Source organism: Streptomyces sp. NBC_01317 (assembly GCF_035961655.1).
In the GTDB taxonomy this organism is placed as follows: Bacteria; Actinomycetota; Actinomycetes; order Streptomycetales; family Streptomycetaceae; genus Streptomyces.
Genome location: NZ_CP108393.1, coordinates 4,376,298 through 4,392,693, shown reverse-complemented (window position 1 = coordinate 4,392,693; position 16,396 = coordinate 4,376,298). Strand labels below are relative to the sequence as shown.

The window sequence follows — 16,396 nt, the reverse complement described above, 5'->3', positions numbered from 1 at the left end:
CACCTCTACCCTGCTTGCGTGGATCGTGACTGGATGCAGCAACGGCTCGAGGCGTTTGATGCGCTTGTGACCAAGTACGTGACGGCAAGCGGACCTTCGCCCGACGCGCTCTCGCTCTCCGAACGGCCACGCCCGGCCAATCCTGAGCTTCCGGGGCTTCGCACGGAGATGATCAAGGCGGAGCCCACGGTCAGGAAGATTCTCAGTCGCCTCGACCCCGCGCTCGTGGCGGACTTTAACGTCGAGAGCGGGAGTGGACGGCACGCTGCCGTAAGCCAGGTTCGTCGTGGCCTCGGAATACTCGCCGACATGGACGAGTGGGCGATCCGCCTGACGCCAGACACCCCCGCCCTGCACGCCGACCAGCTCCACCCGTGGGTGTGGGACGCCGCGCGCACCTTCTGGGAGTCCGAGCACTACCGGGCCGCAGTCCACGCCGCCGCGACGTCGATCAACGCCCGCCTTCAGAACAAGCTGGGCCGGCGTGACGTATCGGATGCCAAGCTCGTCCAAGAGGCCCTGAGCGACAAGGCCCCCGAGCCGGGTAAACCGCGGCTGCGGATCCCTGGTGATCAATCCGACCCCGGGGTCCAGACACGCCAACGTGGCGCCCTGCAACTAGGCCAAGGGGCCTACTCCGCGCTCCGAAACCCCGCCGCCCACGAAACAGGCGACTTGGCGGAGCAAGAGGCGCTGGAGCAGTTGGCCACCTTCAGCGTGGTCGCACGGCTCATGGATCAGTGCCAGGTCGTGTACTAGGCCGGACGAGGGACAGGCCGCGTGGCCGCCTCCGCCACCTCGCCGGGCGCGTACGAGCGCCCCGGCGGCTCCGGTGTCCATCGTCGGGCCGGTCTGTCACCCCGTACCAGGAGGCCATCAGGGACACCTCCACTCGACTGGACAAAAGTCCTACTCCTAGTGGGATAATGCGGGCATGGCCATCGAGCACGCACCCCCGGACGAGACCACCGTCAAGAAGTCGGTCACCATCCCCAGGTCGCTGGCCCGCGAGGTCGAAGCCCGCACAGGCGCGCGCGGGTTCTCGCGCTTCGTCTCCGACGCCGTCGAACACGCCCTCGCCCTGACCAAGACCAGGGAAATCGTCGAGGCGTACGAGGACGAGCACGGCTCGTTCACATCCGAAGAGATCGAGGAGGCCCGCCGCGCATGGCACGGCGAGTGACCGCGGCGTTTCCGCGCGCCCTCCTCATCCTCGACGCACAGCCACTGTCCCTGCTGGCCGAACGGGACCGCGGGATGACCCTGATGCTCAAGGTCGCCGAAGCCGAGGGATACGCGGCCGCGATCTCCACCGTCAGCATCGCCGAGGTCCGCCGCACCGGACAGGCGGCGAACCACCTGCGCTGGCTCCGCTCCCGGCTCACCGTCATTCCCGCGACCGAGTTCATCGCCGACCGTGCGGCACAACTGCTGGAGGACGCCGGCCTCGACGGTCACGAGAACGTCGTCGACGCGCTCGTGGTCGCCACGGCGGCATGTTCGAGCGGACCGATGAAGGTTGCCTCCACCGACGGTTCCCACATCCCGAAGCTCTGCCATGCCGCGTCCGTCGATCGCGGCAGTCCCGTGGAGTGGGTCCGCGTCTGATCCCTCCGGACGTGGACCGGCTCAGCGCGGGGCGGTTCAGCGCAGGGCGGTTCAGCGCAGGGCGGTTCAGCGCAGGTGGGCGATGACCCTCGCGAAGTCCGTCATGTGTGCTTCCAGTACGGAGAAGTAGGTCAGGCCGTACGTCTCGCGGTAGCCGGTCAGGGTGTCGGCGATCTGGCGTTCCGAGCCGACCAGGACGTTGGGCATCCGGAGGATCTGTTCGTCCGTCAGGGTGGGGGCGATGCGGCGCATCGTCGTCAGGTCCGCCTCGGCCGGGTCGGCCAGGACCACCGCGGAGACGAACAGGTTCAGCTCCAGGCCGGCGAAGCGGGCGCCCGCCTCGGTCCGTACGAACTCGATCCGTTCCGCCAGGACCTCCCGGGGGTCTCCGCCCGGTGGCGTGGCGATCGACATGACCGGGAAACCGACGATGTCGGCCTCCTTCGCGGCCAGCCGGAGCATGCGGTCACCGACGCCGCCCAGCAGGAGCGGTGGGCCCGGGCGCTGGTGTACGGGGGGCAGGTGCTGCTCGGAGGCGAACAGCCTGCGCAGTTCGGCGACCGTGTGCGTGAGATGGTCGATCCGCCGGCCCGGGGCGGGGAACGGCAGTTCGGCGGCCTCGAACTCGGCGGCCAGGTAACCGGCGCCCAGGCCCAGTTCCAGCCGGCCCTCCGTGAGCTGGTCGGTGTGGGCGACGTCCCGGACCAGGACGGCGGGCCGGTAGAAACCGGTGTTGAGGACGAGGGTGCCCACCCGCATCGTGGTGGTCGCCTCGGCGGGCGGAGACCAGGGCGGGGAACGGCGCCGGCATGCCCAGGTGGTCGGGCACCTGGAGGACGTCGTAGCCAAGATCCCCGGCCTGCCGGACCCGGGCCTGCCAGGCGGAGCGCGATCCGGGGGTCAGCAGGCTGACGCCGAAACGGAAGGGACGGGTGGGCATGGCTTCCTCTCGCCGAGCGCGTTCCCCCTCCGCCGAATTTACCCCGAAGGTCAATATATGATCGGTATGTTGTTGATATATAGGGTGTTCGTTTGTTTTCGGCTGGATTGGCGTGCCTTTGCCGGGCCTCTTCCCCCGCCCCGGGCCGGACGTACGGACGCGACGCTCGAACACCCTCCGAACATCGGCGTTCATACGGTTAGACTCTCGCGACCGCACAGGGGGCGGCCCGTGGACGCGGCTGGGGAGGCAGTGGGGAATGGCGCAAACGAGAAAGATCGTGTTCTACGCGGTCACCGTCTTCGTGCTCTTCACGATCGTCAAATCCCCGGAACGGGCCGCGGATCTCGTCCAGGTAGGGTTCGAGGGCATTTCGAGCGCCGCGAAGAGCGTCGGTACGTTCATGACGGAGCTCGTCCAGTAGCGCCGCCGTACCCGCCGCACCCCGCCGCACCCCTAGGAGTGCCCCTTGATCCGCCACCTGGTCCTCTTCAAGCTCAACGAGGGTGTCTCGCGTGACGAGCCCCGCGCGATCGCCGGGGCGAAGGCCTTCGAGGAGCTGGGCGGGCAGGTCGCCGAGCTGACGTCCTGGGAGTGCGCCTGGAACATCAGCGACCGGCCCATCGCCTACGACTTCGCCATCAACTCGGCCGTGGCGGACCGCGATGCGCTCCAGCGGTACGCCGACCACCCCGCCCATCAGGCGGCCGTCGCGCAGTGGCGCGAATTCGCCACCTGGGTGATCGCCGACTACGAGTTCTGAGCCTCCGCTCCCCCTGCCCCACACCTCTCCGGTGTGGGGCTTTTGGGTTTATTACCCCAACTTGCCGTCAACACGGTGTTATCGGGTGCTTGCACACAGTGCACATGTCTTGTGATGCTATGACCGCTTTTGACGGATGAGTTGACCGTAGTCGACCGCAAAGGGGTGGCGTGACCGTGCCGGCCAGTACTACGCCTCAAGTGCCGCCCCAGAACGAGACCGGACCACGGGTCGGGAGCGAGCCCCGCCCCGAACACGTGCCCGAGCCCCCCCTCGAACCCAGACCCGACACCGAGTCCCGCCCCACCACCGCCCAGAGCCGTGGCGCCGACACCCGCGCCCTGACGCAGCTCCTCTTCGCCCAGCTCAAGGACCTCGAACCGGGCACCCGCGAGCACAGCCGCGTGCGCGGAGCGCTCATCGAGGCCAACCTGCCCCTGGTGCGGTACGCCGCCGCGCGCTTCCGGAGCCGTAACGAACCGATGGAGGACGTCGTCCAGGTCGGCACGATCGGTCTGATCAACGCCATCGACCGGTTCGACCCCGAGCGCGGGGTGCAGTTCCCGACCTTCGCGATGCCGACCGTCGTCGGCGAGATCAAACGCTACTTCCGCGACAACGTACGGACCGTGCACGTCCCGCGCCGGCTGCACGAGCTGTGGGTCCAGGTCACCGGCGCCACCGAGGACCTGACGACGGCTCACGGCCGCACCCCCACCACCGCCGAGATCGCGGAGCGGCTGAAGATCTCCGAGGAGGAGGTCCTCGCCTGCATCGAGGCGGGCCGCTCGTACCACGCGACCTCCCTGGAGGCCGCCCAGGAGGGCGACGGACTGCCCGGCCTGCTGGACCGGCTCGGCTACGAGGACCCGGCGCTGGCCGGGGTCGAGCACCGCGACCTCGTACGCCATCTCCTCGTACAACTTCCCGAGCGGGAACAGCGGATCCTGATGCTGCGCTATTACAACAATCTGACGCAGTCGCAGATCAGTCAGGAATTGGGCGTCTCCCAGATGCATGTGTCAAGGCTTCTTGCCCGAAGCTTTGCCCGGCTGCGATCCGCAAATCGGATCGAGGCGTAGCTCGCGGGGGTACTTTCGCGCTTCCCCGCCTTTTGTCCCGCGCGCCTCCCGGAAAAGCCCCACACCCCCTCTTTCCTGCGCAGACGTCACCCTTACTTGTCGACATGTCACTACAGCGTGTTGCCGACATGTGACATTCTGCTGGAACCGCGTTTGCCGCAGCCCCACCGCCGGTATTCAGGTGGAGGCTGCGTTCCTCCGACGGGAGCGGCCGCCGCGACCGTCCGCGACCTCAAGGGGGTGGCATGTCCGTAGAACAGGGCAGCTCGAAGGTGCTCACGCTCACAAAGAGCGCTCCCGCGCCCGAGGCTCTCGACACCGTGCTCGACACCGTGGCCGTGATCCAGCCGCGGGTGTCCCAGCCGGAAGCCATCGACACCCGCACTCTGTCCCGCTCCCTGTTCCTGCGGCTCGCCGTGCTCGACCAGGACAGCCCGGAGCGCACCTACGTACGGGACACCCTCATCGAGCTCAACCTGCCGCTGGTGCGGTACGCGGCGGCGCGGTTCCGCAGCCGCAACGAGCCGATGGAGGACATCGTCCAGGTCGGCACGATCGGCCTGATCAAGGCGATCGACCGGTTCGACTGCGAACGGGGCGTGGAATTCCCGACGTTCGCGATGCCGACGGTCGTGGGCGAGATCAAGCGCTTCTTCCGCGACACGTCGTGGTCGGTACGCGTCCCGCGCCGGCTCCAGGAGCTGCGCCTCGCGCTGACGAAGGCCAGCGACGAGCTGGCGCAGAAGCTGGACCGCTCCCCGACCGTGCCCGAACTGGCCGTGGTGCTCGGGGTGTCGGAGGAGGACGTCGTCGACGGCCTCGCCGTCGGGAACGCGTACACCGCCTCCTCGCTGGACTCGCCCTCCCCGGAGGACGACGGCGGCGAGGGTTCGCTCGCGGACCGGCTCGGCTACGAGGACATGGCGCTGGAGGGGGTGGAGTACCGCGAGTCGCTCAAGCCGCTCCTCGCCAAACTCCCACCCCGCGAGCGGCAGATCATCATGCTGCGGTTCTTCGCGAACATGACCCAGTCGCAGATCGGCGAAGAGGTGGGCATCTCCCAGATGCACGTCTCGCGCCTTCTGACCCGTACGCTCGCGCAGTTGCGGGAAGGCCTGATCTCGGACTGACGCCGGCGGACCCCGCCCTCGTGTCCGGATTTCCGGGCGGGGTTCCGCGGTGACGAAGCATCAGTCGAAGAATCAGCGGACAGGACATCGGACGTCACAGGCTTCGCTGCCGCCGCCCTCGGGGGACGGCCCTGTGGGCTCAGCCGAAGGCCAGCCAGGCCACCACGGCCAGGACGACGACCACCGCGACGACGCCGACGATCAGTCCGACCTTCGGCCCGCTCTGCTGCTGAGGTGCCTGCCGGCGCTCCGGCTCACCGTCGTCGACAAACGCGCGGAACATCTGAGTGCTGCCCGCGGGGTCGGGATTTCCCTCGGGTCCCTGCGGGGCATGGGGGTTGTGTGCCATGGGGCAGGACCCTAGCGAACGCGCGCACCCCGCCCAACCCCGGGCCCACCGCCGATCGCCGTGAATCCGCCCCGGTGACGCCTCCGGGGCCCCCGGCGTCCTCTCGCGCCCGTCGTTGACCCGTGCCCTGCCAAGCCTTTTGGGTTCCTTTACCCCTCTCGGCCCGCTTTCATTTGCCTGTAGCAACCAACTGCTTCTACAGTTCTATGGTTGCCCCAAGCAACAAGATAGGGAGGGGCGACCGTTCGGACGGCGGGAAGACGGCGGGGAGGGCGGGGCCGATGGCCGCACGGAGTCGGTACGCGGAGCTGGCCCGGCAACTCAGCGCCATCGGGGTCGTCAAACGAGGTCTGGCACGGACTCTGCCCGCCGACTGCCCGGGTGGCTGCGCCGCCGTACTGACCACGCTGGACCGGTACGGCGAGATGCGGATGAGCCGCCTCGCCGAGCTGCTGGCGGTCGACATGTCGGTCACCAGCAGGCACGTGGCCCACGCCGCCCGGCGCGGCTGGCTCGCCCGGTCCCCCGACCCCGCGGACAGGCGCTCGCGGATCCTGCGGCTGACCCCGGCGGGTCACCTGCTGCTGGACGAGCTGACGCGGCGGACGACCGAGACGTTCGCGTACGCGCTCGCCGACTGGACCGACGACGACGTCGGCCGGCTCGGCGCCCTGCTCGACCGGCTGCGCGAGAGCTTCTCACCCGACCCGCCGCGCGACAGCTTCCGACCCGGCCCGCCGCGCGACAGCTTCTGACGCGAGAGCGTCCAGGACGACAGACGACACAGGACACAGGACAAGGAATTCCATGGCTACGACCACACCGACCGGTGTGCGGGGCGGCCACGCCAAGCGTGGCGGCGAACCCGCCCCCGTGACGGGCGCTCCCATGACACACCGTCAGATCATGGAGGCGCTCTCCGGGCTCCTCCTGGGTCTCTTCGTCGCGATCCTCTCCTCGACGATCGTCACCAACGCGCTCCCCGAGATCGTCTCCGACCTCGGCGGCGGCCAGAGCGCGTACAGCTGGGTGGTCACCGCCTCGCTGCTGGCGATGACGGCCACCACCCCCCTGTGGGGCAAGCTCTCCGACCTCTTCAGCAAGAAGCTGCTGGTCCAGATAGCCCTGGTCATCTATGTGACGGGTTCGATGGTCGCCGGCCTCTCGCAGAGCGCCGGGATGCTGATCATCTGCCGCGTCTTCCAGGGCATCGGCGTCGGCGGTCTCTCCGCCCTCTCCCAGATCGTCATGGCCGCGATGATCGCCCCGCGCGAGCGCGGCCGCTACAGCGGCTACCTCGGCGCCACCTTCGCCGTCGCGACCGTCGGGGGCCCGCTGCTCGGCGGAGTCATCACCGACACCAGCTGGCTGGGCTGGCGCTGGTGCTTCTACGTGGGCGTGCCGTTCGCCGTCCTCGCCCTGGTCGTGCTCCAGAAGACGCTCAAGCTGCCGGTCGTCAAGCGTGAGGTGAAGGTCGACTGGTCGGGCGCGTTCTTCATCACGGCCGCCGTCTCGCTGCTGCTGATCTGGGTCACCTTCGCCGGCAGCAAGTACGAGTGGGCCTCCTGGCAGTCGTACGTCATGGTCGGCGGCTCGCTCGTGCTCGGCGCGCTCTTCGTCCTCGTGGAGTCCAGGGCGCGCGAGCCCATCATCCCGCTGCGCCTGTTCCGTAACCGCACCATCACCCTGGCCTCGATCGCGTCGCTCTTCGTCGGGATCGGGATGTTCACGGGCACGGTGTTCTTCAGCCAGTACTTCCAGCTCGCCCGCGACAAGTCCCCGACGATGTCCGGCCTCATGACCATCCCGATGATCGGCGGCCTCGCCCTCTCCTCCACCGTCTCCGGGCAGGTCATCACCCGGACGGGGCGCTGGAAGGCGTGGCTCGTCAGCGGCGGGGCGCTGCTGACGGCGGGGCTCGGGCTGCTCGGCACGATCCGGGTGGACACCCCGTACTGGCACATCGCGATCTACATGGCGCTGATGGGCCTCGGCATCGGCATGATGATGCAGAACCTGGTCCTCTCGACGCAGAACCAGGTCACCGCCAAGGACCTCGGCGCCGCCAGCTCGACCGTCACCTTCTTCCGCTCCCTCGGTGGTGCGGTCGGGGTCTCGGCGCTGGGCGCGGTGCTCGGCAGCCGTATCACGCACTACGTGAAGGACGGGCTGGCCGACCTCGGGCCGCAGGGCGCGGCGCTGGGGCACGCGGGGACGGGGGGCGGGGCGATCCCTGATCTGTCGGCCCTGCCCGTACCGCTGCGGAACGTCATGGAGAGCGCGTACGGCCATGGCGTGGGTGACGTCTTCCTGTTCGCGGCGCCGGCGGCGCTGCTGGCCTTCCTGGCGACGCTGTTCATCAAGGAGGTCGCGCTGAGGACGAAGGCGGGCGGGGAGGGGGCGGCGCCGGGTCCCGGTGGGGCTTCGGATACGGCTCCGGAGGTGGCTTCCGAGGTGGCTCCGGGTACGGATTCGCGTACAACTCCGGAAATCGCTCCGGACACGGATACGGCTACGGCTCCGGCTACGGCTCCGGCTCCGGAACCGCAGGGCATCGCCGTACGCGGTGTCGTGCGGGGCGCCGAAGGCACCGCGGTGCCCGCCGCCGCCGTCACCCTGATCTCCCTGGGCGGCAGCCAGTTGGCCCGCTCGGTCGCCGAGCCCGACGGCTCCTACCTCCTGCACGCGCCGGGCTCCGGCTCGTACGTCCTGATCGCCTCCGCCGACGGCTTCCAGCCGCAGGCCTCCACGGTGGTGGTCGGTGAGGAGCCGGTCGGGTACGACATCCTGCTGTCCGGTACGAGCGGTCTCACCGGGACCGTGATCAGCGCGGACGGCGGGCTGCCCGTCGAGGGCGCCATGGTGATCGTGGCCGACGTGCGCGGCGACGTACTGACCACCGGGAAGTCCACCGAGCGGGGCGAGTTCGCCTTCGGCGAGCTGGTGCCGGGCCCGGTGACCGTCGCGGTGAACGCGTCCGGCTTCCGGCCGCTGGCCCTGCCGGTGGAGATAGGCGGCCACGGGATCACCCGTATCGAGGCGGTCCTCCGGTCCGGCGCCCTGGTACAGGGGACGGTACGGGCGGGCAGCGCCCGCCGCCCGCTGCCCGACGCGCGGGTGACGCTCGTCGACGCGGCGGGGAACGTGGTGGCCACCGCGACGACCGGGGACGACGGGGCGTACGCCTTCGCCGACCTCGACGCGGGCGAGTACACGGTCATCGCGACCGGATACGCGCCGGTGGCGGGCTCGTTGACGGTGGCGGGGCGCGGGGTCGAGGGACACGACATCGAACTGGCCCACCCGGGCGCGTAGTCGGGCACCTGGTTGCACGCGGCAGAGGGACGAAAGAGGTGAGAGGCACGATGGGGCTTCGCGGACAGGTACGGACACGGGACGGCTGGGCGCTCCCGCACGCGGTCGTGACCATGACCGACACGACCGGCGCGCAGGTGCTGAGGGCGGCGGCGGGCGAGGACGGGTCGGTGCGGGCGGACGTCCCGCTCGCGCCCGGTCCGTACACCGTGATCGTGACGGCACTCGGGTACGCCCCCGTCGCCTCCACCGCACTCGTGACGGCGAGCGGCAGGGCGGAGGTCGGCACGGTGGTCCTGGCCCGGCAGAACGGCACCGAGCTGCCCGCGCCGGGTGTCTGGAGCCTCGACCCGGCGCATTCGTCGGTGGGCGCGGTGGCCCAGCACCTCGGGATCTCCAGCGTGCGCGGGCGGTTCAAGGAGTTCGGCGGCCGGATCGAGATCGTGGAGTCGGGGGGCTCGTACGCCGGCTCCCGGGTCGACGCGGTCATCGCCGCGGCGAGCATCGACACCGGCAACACCCTGCGGGACAAGCACCTCAGGTCGCCGGACTTCCTGGACGTGGAGCGGTTCCCGGAGATCACGTACCGGAGTACGGCCCTGACCCCGGCGGGCCCCGACCGCTGGACCGTGCACGGTGAACTGGCGTTGCACGGAGTCGTACGGGAGGTCGGTCTCGACCTAGGCTACCTGGGGGCGGGCCCCGATCCGTGGGGCGGGCGGCGGGCGGCCTTCCGGGCGACGGCGGAGCTGCGGCGGGAGGACTTCGCCATGAACTACAACCAGGTCGTCCAGGCGGGCGTCGCGATGATCGGGACCACGCTGCGGGTGGAGTTGGAGGTGCAGGCGGTGCGGGGGGAGAGCGTGCCGGGCGCGGAGTCGTAGGCTCGGCCCCATGGCACCGAACATCGCAACGAATACGACCGTGGACCTGGCCGGGCTGCTGGAGTTCGTACGGCCCAGGCACCGCGCGATCCTCCTCACCACACGCGCGGACGGGCGCCCGCAGGGCTCGCCGCTCGCGTGCGGCGTCGACAACTCGGGCCGGATCGTGGTGTCCACGTACCCGGAGCGGGCGAAGACGCGGAACGCGAAGCGGGACGAGCGGGTGAGCGTGCTCGTCCTGTCGGACGACTGGAGCGGCCCCTGGGTGCAGGTGGACGGCGCGGCCGAGGTGATCGACTCCCCGGAGTCGGTCGAGCCGCTGGTGGAGTACTACCGGAACATCGCGGGGGAGCACCCGGACTGGGACGAATACCGCGCGGCGATGGTGAAGCAGGGCAAGTCGATCATCCGGGTGACTCCGGAGCGGTGGAGCCCGATCGCCACGGGCGGCTTCCCGGCGCGGCTGGTGTCGTAGGGGACGGGTGGGGGCGGTTGGGGGCGGTTGAGGACTCCGGGGGGACTCAGTACTACGTCACTACGTCGCGATACCGATGCCGATAAGGGTGGCGGTGGGAGCGAAGGTGCCGAGAAGGCTGAGTCCCCAGTACGGGGCCGGGCGCAGCCGGGTGCGGTGGGCGAGCGGTCGGTTGGCCAGCCACCAGAGGAAGGCGCAGGCGGCGGCGGGAAGTCCGGAGGCGAGGAGGACGACGCCGAAACCGTCATTCTCCTCCGGCGCCGGGTCCACCCAGGTCGCGACGGTGTAGTAGAGCAGATAGATCGGGACGACGGCGGGCACGCCGAGCAGCAGGTTGACGCCGAGCGCCGTGTACCACCGTCCGAGCATGACTCCCCCGCCCCCGCGATCAGTTGGCGGTGACACTAACCGACGGCCGGTGCGGGGGGCAGGGTTTCTCGTCAGCCGCGCTCCCGCATCGCCTCGATGCCCGCGATCATGAGGTCGAGCGCGAAGGTGAAGTCCCGCTCGCGCATCTCCTCGACCGTCTCGCTGCCGCGCGCGCCCATCAGCTCCTCGGTGTTCCTGAACGCCCGCTTGAAATCCGGCTGTTCGTGGATGGTCCCCATGGCGTGCCGGTGGTACTCGTCCTGGGTCAGGCCCGCCTCCGCGCACCGCTGGACGAAGTGGCCCTCGATCGTGCCGAATCCGTACACGAACTGGAAGACCGCGGAGACCGCGCCCATCCGGCCGTACGGAGCCAGGCCCGTCCTGCCCATGACGGCGAGGACGGCCGACGAGAAGGCCCGCGAACCCGGGCCGATGTTCAGGTACTTGCCGATGAGCGGGGAGACCCAGGGGTGGCGTACGAGCACGGTCCGGTAGCTGACGGCCAGTTCGCGCAGCTGGTCGCGCCAGTCGGCGGTCTCGTCCGTCAGGTCGGGCACGCGGACCTCGCCGAAGACGGCGTCCAGGGCGAGTTCGAGCAGGTCGTCCTTGGTGTCCACGTACCAGTAGAGGGACATGGCGGTGACGCCCAACTCGCCCGCCAGCCGCCGCATGGAGAACTTCGCGGAGCCCTCGGCGTCGAGGAGCCGTACCGAGACCGCGGTGATGCGGTCGCGGTCGAGGGGCGGGGGCTGGTCGGTACCGGACCTGGTCGCGGTGGTGGTGCTTTTCGCTTCCCCGGCCGCCGGCTCCGCGCGGTCGCCACGGTCCGCCCTGCGGGGCCTGGTCACCGGTTTCCCGTCCAGCCAGACGCTGGTCCTGGGCGGACGCTTCGGGCTGTCGGCTTCCGACGCCATGGCTGAGCCTCCTCGGTTCCGTCCGGCCGGGTGGCCGCGCGGCCCCCTGGCGGTGCCGACCGCCGGATACCGCCCACCGGCACCCGGAATGTCCGCCGAGGGCGATGCTATGCCGCCGTGGGCGAAGAGTCTGCCCTGCGTGCGCGGCCTGCCTTGTCCGCGTTCCCCGCCCGGCGCGGCTCCACCGCGGCATCCGGGAGTGGTCTGACTAGATTGACCGGATGGCTACTTTGCGCGCGCTGGAGTGTCTGGTCGCACTCGTCGACGAGGGGTCTGTGACCAGGGCCGCGGCGGCCCTTCACCTGTCACAGCCCGCTCTGTCCCATCAGATCGCGGCCCTGGAGCGGGAACTCGACACCCCGGTGGTGGAACGGCTGTCCCGGGGTGTACGGCTGACCGCCGCAGGCCGGGCCGCCGCGATCGACGCCCGTATCGCCCTGAAGGCGGCGGAACGTGCCGTGGAGGCCGGCCGGGACGTGGCCGCCGGGCGGGCCGGGCGGATCCGGCTCGCCTGTGCCGAGACGATGACCGTCTGGCTGCTGGTCTCCCTGCTGCGGCGCTGGCGTTCCCGGCGGCCCGAGGTGCGGATCGACCTCATGGAGTTCACCAGTACGGACGCGATGGTGGAGATCCTGATGGCGGGGGAGGCGGACATCGTCGTCGGTCCCGAGCCGACCGGCACCACGGCGCACGTCGAGCGGCTGGGGGACGAGGAGATGCTCGTCGTATGCCCCGAGGAGCACCGCTTCGCCGGCCGGTCCTCCGTACGCGTGGAGGACCTGGCCGGCGAACCCTTCGTCCACTACACGAGTGACAACGGCAACGCCGCCTGGGTGGACCGGTTCGTCTCCTCGCACCAGGTCTCGCTCAGTCCCGTGCTCCGTACGCGCAGTCCCCGCACCGCGGCCCAGCTGGCCGGGGCGGGGATGGGCGTTTCGATCGTCCCCGCGTCGGCGCTCGCCGTACGGCCCGCCGGAGCGGTGGTGCGTTTCGACCCGCCGGTCCGCCGCGCGGTTGTCGCGATCACGACCGTTCCCTCGGACGCCCTGGTCGCCCTCTTCCTGAGGGATCTACGGAACCAGGGACTGCCGGCCGGGACGGACCGCGCGGACGGCTTCCAGGATCAGGTCGGTGACGGCTCCGGGGGCGGTGACGAGCGGGGAGTGGTCGGTGGGTCCTGACCGTACGTCGGCGTTCATCCTCTCCGCCATGAAGCGCTGGGTGCCGGTGGGGATCATGCGGTCCCGCTCGGCGACGAGGTACCAGCTCGGCCGGTCCCGCCAGAGCGGGCGGCCGACGGGGGTGCTGATGCAGGCGCCCGCGATCGGCCGCTGGACGGCGGCGAGCAGGGCGCGTTCCTCGTCGGTGGCGTCCGGGGCGAAGGCGTCGCCGAACGCGGTCTCGGGGAGCCATATGTATCCGTCGGCGTCCGGGGCCAACGTCGGTGCCTTCGGGTGCGGTTGGTCCCGGTAGTAGACGTCGGCCACCGTCTCGCCCTCGTCGGGGGTGAGCGCGGCGACGTACACCAGTCCGGCCACCCGGTCGTTCCGGGTCGCGCCGATGACGGCTCCGGCGTAGGCGTGACCGACCAGGACCACCGGGCCTTCGGTGCGCTCAAGTGTCCGTTCCAGCGCTGCCAGGTCGTCCTGCGGCGAGGAGAGCGGCAGCGGGGCGGCCAGGGTCCGGATGCCGTGCGATGTCAGCCGGGTGATCACCTTGCTCCAGCTCGATCCGTCCGCCCAGGCGCCGTGGGCGAGGATCACGGACGGCGCGCGGTCGGGGGCCGCCGAGGTGTGGTTCATCTCTTCGACTTCCTTGCGTGAGTGGTGTGATGGCCTTGCGTGAGAGGTGTTACGGCTTGGGGTCGACGTCATCCAGGAACGAGTGGATGAGCCCGGCGGCCTCGTCCAGACGGCTTTCGAGCAGGAAGTGCCCGCCGTCGAGCAGGTGGATCCGGGCGTCGGGAAGGTCCTCCCGGAACGACTCCGCCCCGGGGGGACCGAAGATCGGGTCGTTCTTGCCCCAGACCGCGAGGAGCGGCGGCCTGTGTTCGCGGAAGTACGCGTGGACGCTCGGGTAGAGGGGCGAGTTGGTGGCGTAGTCGCGGAACAGGGCGAGCTGGACGAGGTCGTTGCCCGGCCGGGAGATCAGGTGGTGGTCGTGGTACCAGGCGTCGGGGCTGACGACCGTCTCGTCCGGGACGCCCGTGACGTACTGCCACTTGATGAGGTCGAGGGTGAAGGCGCCACGGATCGCCGCCTCGGTCTCCTCGGTCTGCTCCCGCTGGTAGTCCCACACGGCCTTCCAGAACGCCTCGACGAAGCCGCTGTCGTAGGCGTTGCCGCTCTGGCTGACGATCGCGGTGATCGCGTCCGGCTCGCCGAGCGCCAGGCGCCAGCCGATGGGGGCGCCGTAGTCCTGGACGTAGAGGGCGTAGCGGGTGACGCCGAGCTGGTCGAGCAGGCCCTTGGTGAGCGCGGTCAGCGCGTCGAAGGTGTAGTCGAACCGGTCGGCGGCCGGCGCGTCGGACAGGCCGAAGCCGAGGTGGTCCGGCGCGATGACGTGGTACCGGTCGGCCAGCTTCGGAATCAGGTCGCGGAACATGTACGAGCTGGTCGGGAAACCGTGCAGCAGGACAAGTGCGGGGGCGTCGGCGGGTCCCGCCTCCCGGTAGAAGATCTGGTGCCCCTGGACGGTCGCGTAACGATGGTGAACAACGTTCATGATGGCCCCTTCGGGGTGGCGCCTCAGGTGAGAGGCTCTCCACCGTCGACGCGGAGAGTCACACCTGTCAGCGAAGCGTTTGTCATGGCGAAAAGAACCGCGGCGGAAATGTCGTCCACCGTGCCGATACGGCGGGCTGGATTTCTCGTCCGGAGGTTTGCGAAATAGGCTTTCTTCTCTTCTTCGCCCAAGGAGTCCCAGATCCCGGTGTCGATGACACCCGGCGAGATGGCGTTGACCCTGACCGGCCCCATTTCAAGGGCGAGGGACCGCGTCAGGAAATCGGCGGCTCCGTTGGTGGCGGCGACGCCGAGGTAGCCGATCACCGGCTTGAACGCGGCCACACCGGAGAAGAGCGTGAAGGAACCCCCCTCCGCGATCCGTCCGGAGAAATACTTGGCGAGCATGATCGGCCCGACGACCTTGGTGTCGAACGAATGCAGGACCGCCCCGCGGTCGAGTTCCGCCAGGTGACCGCGGGCGCGGGCCGAGGCGGTCGACACCAGGTGGTCGATCTCGCCCAGCCGCTCCGCGAGGGCGGCGATGCTCGCGTCGTCGTTGAGGTCGACGTCCTCCACCTCGATCCCCGGATCGTCGTACGCGTCCCGCAGCGCTTCCCGGCTCCGCCCCGCCACCACGACGTTCGCTCCCTCGGACCGCGCGGCGAGGACGACGGCCCGGGCGATTCCACTCCCCCGGCCGATGACGAGCACGGTCCGCCCTTTCAACGAGAGAGCCATGGCTTCCTCCCTTGAGCGTGTCCTCCCAGCCTAACGAGCGAATTTGCCGACCGCCGCTTCTGGATCATGCGTTTTCCCGAGGGAAAGCCAAGATTTCCCGCATGACCTCCGACCTCGGCAATGGGCCGGGAGGAGATCTACGATGGAAGGTCCGAGGCACGCGCATATCCGCCCGCAGAGCCATCAGTGGAAGAAGGAATCGTCATGGGTCTGGCATGGCAGCAGGGGCCTCTCGCACCGCATTCGATCGGCAGGTTCCTCACACCCGAACCCTTGCCCGAGAGGCTGCTGTTCGCGGAACGGCTCCGCCGCAGGATGCGGGTCCGATTCTCCGGCGAGTGCATAGCGGAGAGCGAGGACGTGATTCTCCTGCACGAACCCGGCAGGTATCCGGTGGCGTATTTCCCGCTCGGCGCGGTGGAGCACGGTGTCCTGGAAGCGGGCCAACTGACCACCCGGCACCGCGAACTGGGCACCACGACCTGGTACACGGTCCACGGAAAGGACCGGAAGACCCCGCGCGCCGCCTGGCGGCACACGGAACTGCCCGCGTACGCCGGGGAGTTCGAGGACCGGGTGGCGTTCGCCTGGCGTGCCATGGACGCCTTCTACGAAGAGGACGAACGGATCCTCGGCCACGCGGCGGACGCGTACCACCGGATCGACATCCGCGACTCCTCGCGGCACCTCGAAGTACGGGACGGCGACCGGGTGGTGGCGAACACCCGGCGGCCCGTCGTGCTGTACGAGTCCGGCTTCGCGCCGCGCTGGTACGTGCCCCGGGCCGACATCGACGAGGACGCCCTCACGCCCGTCGAGGGCCAGACCTTCTGCCCGTACAAGGGACTCGCGGACTACTACGAGATCGGCGGCACCGAAGGCGCCGCCTGGTCCTACCGCCACGCCTACGACGAGGTGCGCCGCGTCGACGATCTCGTGTCCTTCGAGCCGGACAAGATCGCGGTCCACCTGGACGGTACGCGCCTGGAGCTGGAGCCCGGCCAGACGGTCATCCCGCACGGTGCCGATCGCGGACTCGACGTGGCCGAGGTGGAGAAACCGTAACCCCGGGAATTCCCCGCGCCACGGAACAGACGTGACAG

At 69.7% G+C, this 16,396-nt stretch carries 20 protein-coding genes; 13 read left to right on the top strand and 7 right to left on the bottom strand.

The window, feature by feature from the left end:
• Positions 1-18 precede the first annotated feature (18 nt).
• The 3 genes from OG349_RS18895 to OG349_RS18885 all read left to right on the top strand — a co-directional run bounded on the left by OG349_RS18895 (position 19) and on the right by OG349_RS18885 (position 1,608).
• On the top strand, positions 19-759 hold the full coding sequence (locus OG349_RS18895; RefSeq protein ID WP_327235734.1) for a TIGR02391 family protein: 741 nt from the start codon (positions 19-21) through the stop codon (positions 757-759).
• A 175-nt stretch (positions 760-934) separates the two neighbouring features.
• A complete protein-coding gene (locus tag OG349_RS18890) occupies positions 935-1,183 on the top strand; it encodes a hypothetical protein (RefSeq protein WP_327235733.1) in 249 nt (82 codons plus the stop codon).
• Positions 1,168-1,608 (top strand): DNA-binding protein, encoded by a 441-nt coding sequence (locus tag OG349_RS18885; protein ID WP_327235732.1) that lies wholly within the window; start codon positions 1,168-1,170, stop codon positions 1,606-1,608. The genes OG349_RS18890 and OG349_RS18885 overlap by 16 nt, the downstream gene beginning before the upstream one ends.
• 66 nt (positions 1,609-1,674) lie before the next feature.
• On the opposite strand, the gene OG349_RS18880 is transcribed toward OG349_RS18885, so the two are convergent.
• Complete coding sequence (locus OG349_RS18880; protein ID WP_327235731.1) at positions 1,675-2,367, bottom strand: TIGR03621 family F420-dependent LLM class oxidoreductase; 693 nt, start codon at positions 2,365-2,367, stop codon at positions 1,675-1,677.
• Positions 2,368-2,807: 440 nt separating this feature from the next.
• Between OG349_RS18880 and OG349_RS18875 the strand changes: the two genes are divergently transcribed.
• From OG349_RS18875 to OG349_RS18860, 4 genes are all read left to right on the top strand, one after another.
• On the top strand, positions 2,808-2,972 hold the full coding sequence (locus OG349_RS18875) for a hypothetical protein (protein WP_202532172.1): 165 nt from the start codon (positions 2,808-2,810) through the stop codon (positions 2,970-2,972).
• 45 nt (positions 2,973-3,017) lie between these two features.
• Complete coding sequence (locus OG349_RS18870; protein ID WP_327235730.1) at positions 3,018-3,311, top strand: Dabb family protein; 294 nt, start codon at positions 3,018-3,020, stop codon at positions 3,309-3,311.
• Positions 3,312-3,568: 257 nt separating this feature from the next.
• The gene (locus OG349_RS18865; protein ID WP_442806399.1) at positions 3,569-4,393 is read left to right on the top strand and encodes an RNA polymerase sigma factor SigF; all 825 of its coding nucleotides are present in this window, start codon (positions 3,569-3,571) and stop codon (positions 4,391-4,393) included.
• A 245-nt stretch (positions 4,394-4,638) separates the two neighbouring features.
• On the top strand, positions 4,639-5,523 hold the full coding sequence (locus OG349_RS18860) for an RNA polymerase sigma factor SigF (protein ID WP_327235728.1): 885 nt from the start codon (positions 4,639-4,641) through the stop codon (positions 5,521-5,523).
• A 139-nt stretch (positions 5,524-5,662) separates the two neighbouring features.
• On the opposite strand, the gene OG349_RS18855 is transcribed toward OG349_RS18860, so the two are convergent.
• Positions 5,663-5,872 (bottom strand): hypothetical protein, encoded by a 210-nt coding sequence (locus OG349_RS18855; protein WP_327235727.1) that lies wholly within the window; start codon positions 5,870-5,872, stop codon positions 5,663-5,665.
• A 281-nt stretch (positions 5,873-6,153) separates the two neighbouring features.
• Here OG349_RS18855 and OG349_RS18850 point away from each other — a divergent pair, with 281 nt between their 5' ends.
• The 4 genes from OG349_RS18850 to OG349_RS18835 are packed head-to-tail and all read left to right on the top strand — an operon-like array spanning position 6,154 to position 10,546.
• On the top strand, positions 6,154-6,627 hold the full coding sequence (locus tag OG349_RS18850; RefSeq protein WP_327235726.1) for a MarR family winged helix-turn-helix transcriptional regulator: 474 nt from the start codon (positions 6,154-6,156) through the stop codon (positions 6,625-6,627).
• A 52-nt stretch (positions 6,628-6,679) separates the two neighbouring features.
• Positions 6,680-9,187 carry an MFS transporter gene (locus OG349_RS18845; protein ID WP_327235725.1) on the top strand — a complete coding sequence of 836 codons (2,508 nt, stop codon included), beginning with the start codon at positions 6,680-6,682 and terminating at the stop codon, positions 9,185-9,187.
• A gap of 50 nt (positions 9,188-9,237) precedes the next feature.
• Positions 9,238-10,071 carry a YceI family protein gene (locus OG349_RS18840; protein WP_327235724.1) on the top strand — a complete coding sequence of 278 codons (834 nt, stop codon included), beginning with the start codon at positions 9,238-9,240 and terminating at the stop codon, positions 10,069-10,071.
• Between the two features lie 10 nt (positions 10,072-10,081).
• The gene (locus OG349_RS18835; RefSeq protein WP_327235723.1) at positions 10,082-10,546 is read left to right on the top strand and encodes a PPOX class F420-dependent oxidoreductase; all 465 of its coding nucleotides are present in this window, start codon (positions 10,082-10,084) and stop codon (positions 10,544-10,546) included.
• Between the two features lie 60 nt (positions 10,547-10,606).
• Here the strand turns inward: OG349_RS18835 and OG349_RS18830 are convergent, their stop codons facing one another.
• Together OG349_RS18830 and OG349_RS18825 are read right to left on the bottom strand one after the other, a co-directional pair.
• Positions 10,607-10,915: a hypothetical protein gene (locus tag OG349_RS18830; RefSeq protein WP_327235722.1), complete on the bottom strand. Its 309-nt coding sequence runs from the start codon at positions 10,913-10,915 to the stop codon at positions 10,607-10,609.
• Positions 10,916-10,986: 71 nt separating this feature from the next.
• A complete protein-coding gene (locus tag OG349_RS18825) occupies positions 10,987-11,829 on the bottom strand; it encodes a TetR/AcrR family transcriptional regulator (protein WP_327235721.1) in 843 nt (280 codons plus the stop codon).
• Positions 11,830-12,050: 221 nt separating this feature from the next.
• On the opposite strand from OG349_RS18825, the gene OG349_RS18820 reads away from it, so the two are divergent.
• The gene (locus OG349_RS18820) at positions 12,051-13,010 is read left to right on the top strand and encodes a LysR family transcriptional regulator (protein WP_327235720.1); all 960 of its coding nucleotides are present in this window, start codon (positions 12,051-12,053) and stop codon (positions 13,008-13,010) included.
• Here the strand turns inward: OG349_RS18820 and OG349_RS18815 are convergent.
• From OG349_RS18815 to OG349_RS18805, 3 genes are read right to left on the bottom strand one after another with little or no spacing between them, the layout of a single operon-like run.
• Positions 12,900-13,631, bottom strand: coding sequence for an alpha/beta fold hydrolase (locus OG349_RS18815; RefSeq protein ID WP_327235719.1), 732 nt, complete (start codon positions 13,629-13,631; stop codon positions 12,900-12,902). The two genes, OG349_RS18820 and OG349_RS18815, sit on opposite strands and share 111 nt — an antisense overlap.
• A 49-nt stretch (positions 13,632-13,680) precedes the next feature.
• Complete coding sequence (locus OG349_RS18810; RefSeq protein WP_327235718.1) at positions 13,681-14,553, bottom strand: alpha/beta fold hydrolase; 873 nt, start codon at positions 14,551-14,553, stop codon at positions 13,681-13,683.
• A 23-nt stretch (positions 14,554-14,576) separates the two neighbouring features.
• On the bottom strand, positions 14,577-15,293 hold the full coding sequence (locus OG349_RS18805; protein WP_327235717.1) for an SDR family oxidoreductase: 717 nt from the start codon (positions 15,291-15,293) through the stop codon (positions 14,577-14,579).
• A gap of 204 nt (positions 15,294-15,497) precedes the next feature.
• Here OG349_RS18805 and OG349_RS18800 point away from each other — a divergent pair, with 204 nt between their 5' ends.
• On the top strand, positions 15,498-16,358 hold the full coding sequence (locus OG349_RS18800; protein WP_327235716.1) for a DUF427 domain-containing protein: 861 nt from the start codon (positions 15,498-15,500) through the stop codon (positions 16,356-16,358).
• The last annotated feature ends 38 nt before the right edge of the window (positions 16,359-16,396 follow it).

Coding starts and splice junctions, on each gene's coding strand:
- OG349_RS18810 (WP_327235718.1), bottom strand. CDS start 14,553: ATGAACGTTGTTCACCATCGTTACGCGACCGTCCAGGGGCACCAGATC.
- OG349_RS18825 (WP_327235721.1), bottom strand. CDS start 11,829: ATGGCGTCGGAAGCCGACAGCCCGAAGCGTCCGCCCAGGACCAGCGTC.
- OG349_RS18805 (WP_327235717.1), bottom strand. CDS start 15,293: ATGGCTCTCTCGTTGAAAGGGCGGACCGTGCTCGTCATCGGCCGGGGG.
- OG349_RS18860 (WP_327235728.1), top strand. CDS start 4,639: ATGTCCGTAGAACAGGGCAGCTCGAAGGTGCTCACGCTCACAAAGAGC.
- OG349_RS18850 (WP_327235726.1), top strand. CDS start 6,154: ATGGCCGCACGGAGTCGGTACGCGGAGCTGGCCCGGCAACTCAGCGCC.
- OG349_RS18820 (WP_327235720.1), top strand. CDS start 12,051: ATGGCTACTTTGCGCGCGCTGGAGTGTCTGGTCGCACTCGTCGACGAG.
- OG349_RS18835 (WP_327235723.1), top strand. CDS start 10,082: ATGGCACCGAACATCGCAACGAATACGACCGTGGACCTGGCCGGGCTG.
- OG349_RS18845 (WP_327235725.1), top strand. CDS start 6,680: ATGGCTACGACCACACCGACCGGTGTGCGGGGCGGCCACGCCAAGCGT.
- OG349_RS18890 (WP_327235733.1), top strand. CDS start 935: ATGGCCATCGAGCACGCACCCCCGGACGAGACCACCGTCAAGAAGTCG.
- OG349_RS18885 (WP_327235732.1), top strand. CDS start 1,168: ATGGCACGGCGAGTGACCGCGGCGTTTCCGCGCGCCCTCCTCATCCTC.
- OG349_RS18800 (WP_327235716.1), top strand. CDS start 15,498: ATGGGTCTGGCATGGCAGCAGGGGCCTCTCGCACCGCATTCGATCGGC.
- OG349_RS18840 (WP_327235724.1), top strand. CDS start 9,238: ATGGGGCTTCGCGGACAGGTACGGACACGGGACGGCTGGGCGCTCCCG.
- OG349_RS18855 (WP_327235727.1), bottom strand. CDS start 5,872: ATGGCACACAACCCCCATGCCCCGCAGGGACCCGAGGGAAATCCCGAC.
- OG349_RS18830 (WP_327235722.1), bottom strand. CDS start 10,915: ATGCTCGGACGGTGGTACACGGCGCTCGGCGTCAACCTGCTGCTCGGC.
- OG349_RS18880 (WP_327235731.1), bottom strand. CDS start 2,367: ATGCGGGTGGGCACCCTCGTCCTCAACACCGGTTTCTACCGGCCCGCC.
- OG349_RS18815 (WP_327235719.1), bottom strand. CDS start 13,631: ATGAACCACACCTCGGCGGCCCCCGACCGCGCGCCGTCCGTGATCCTC.
- OG349_RS18875 (WP_202532172.1), top strand. CDS start 2,808: ATGGCGCAAACGAGAAAGATCGTGTTCTACGCGGTCACCGTCTTCGTG.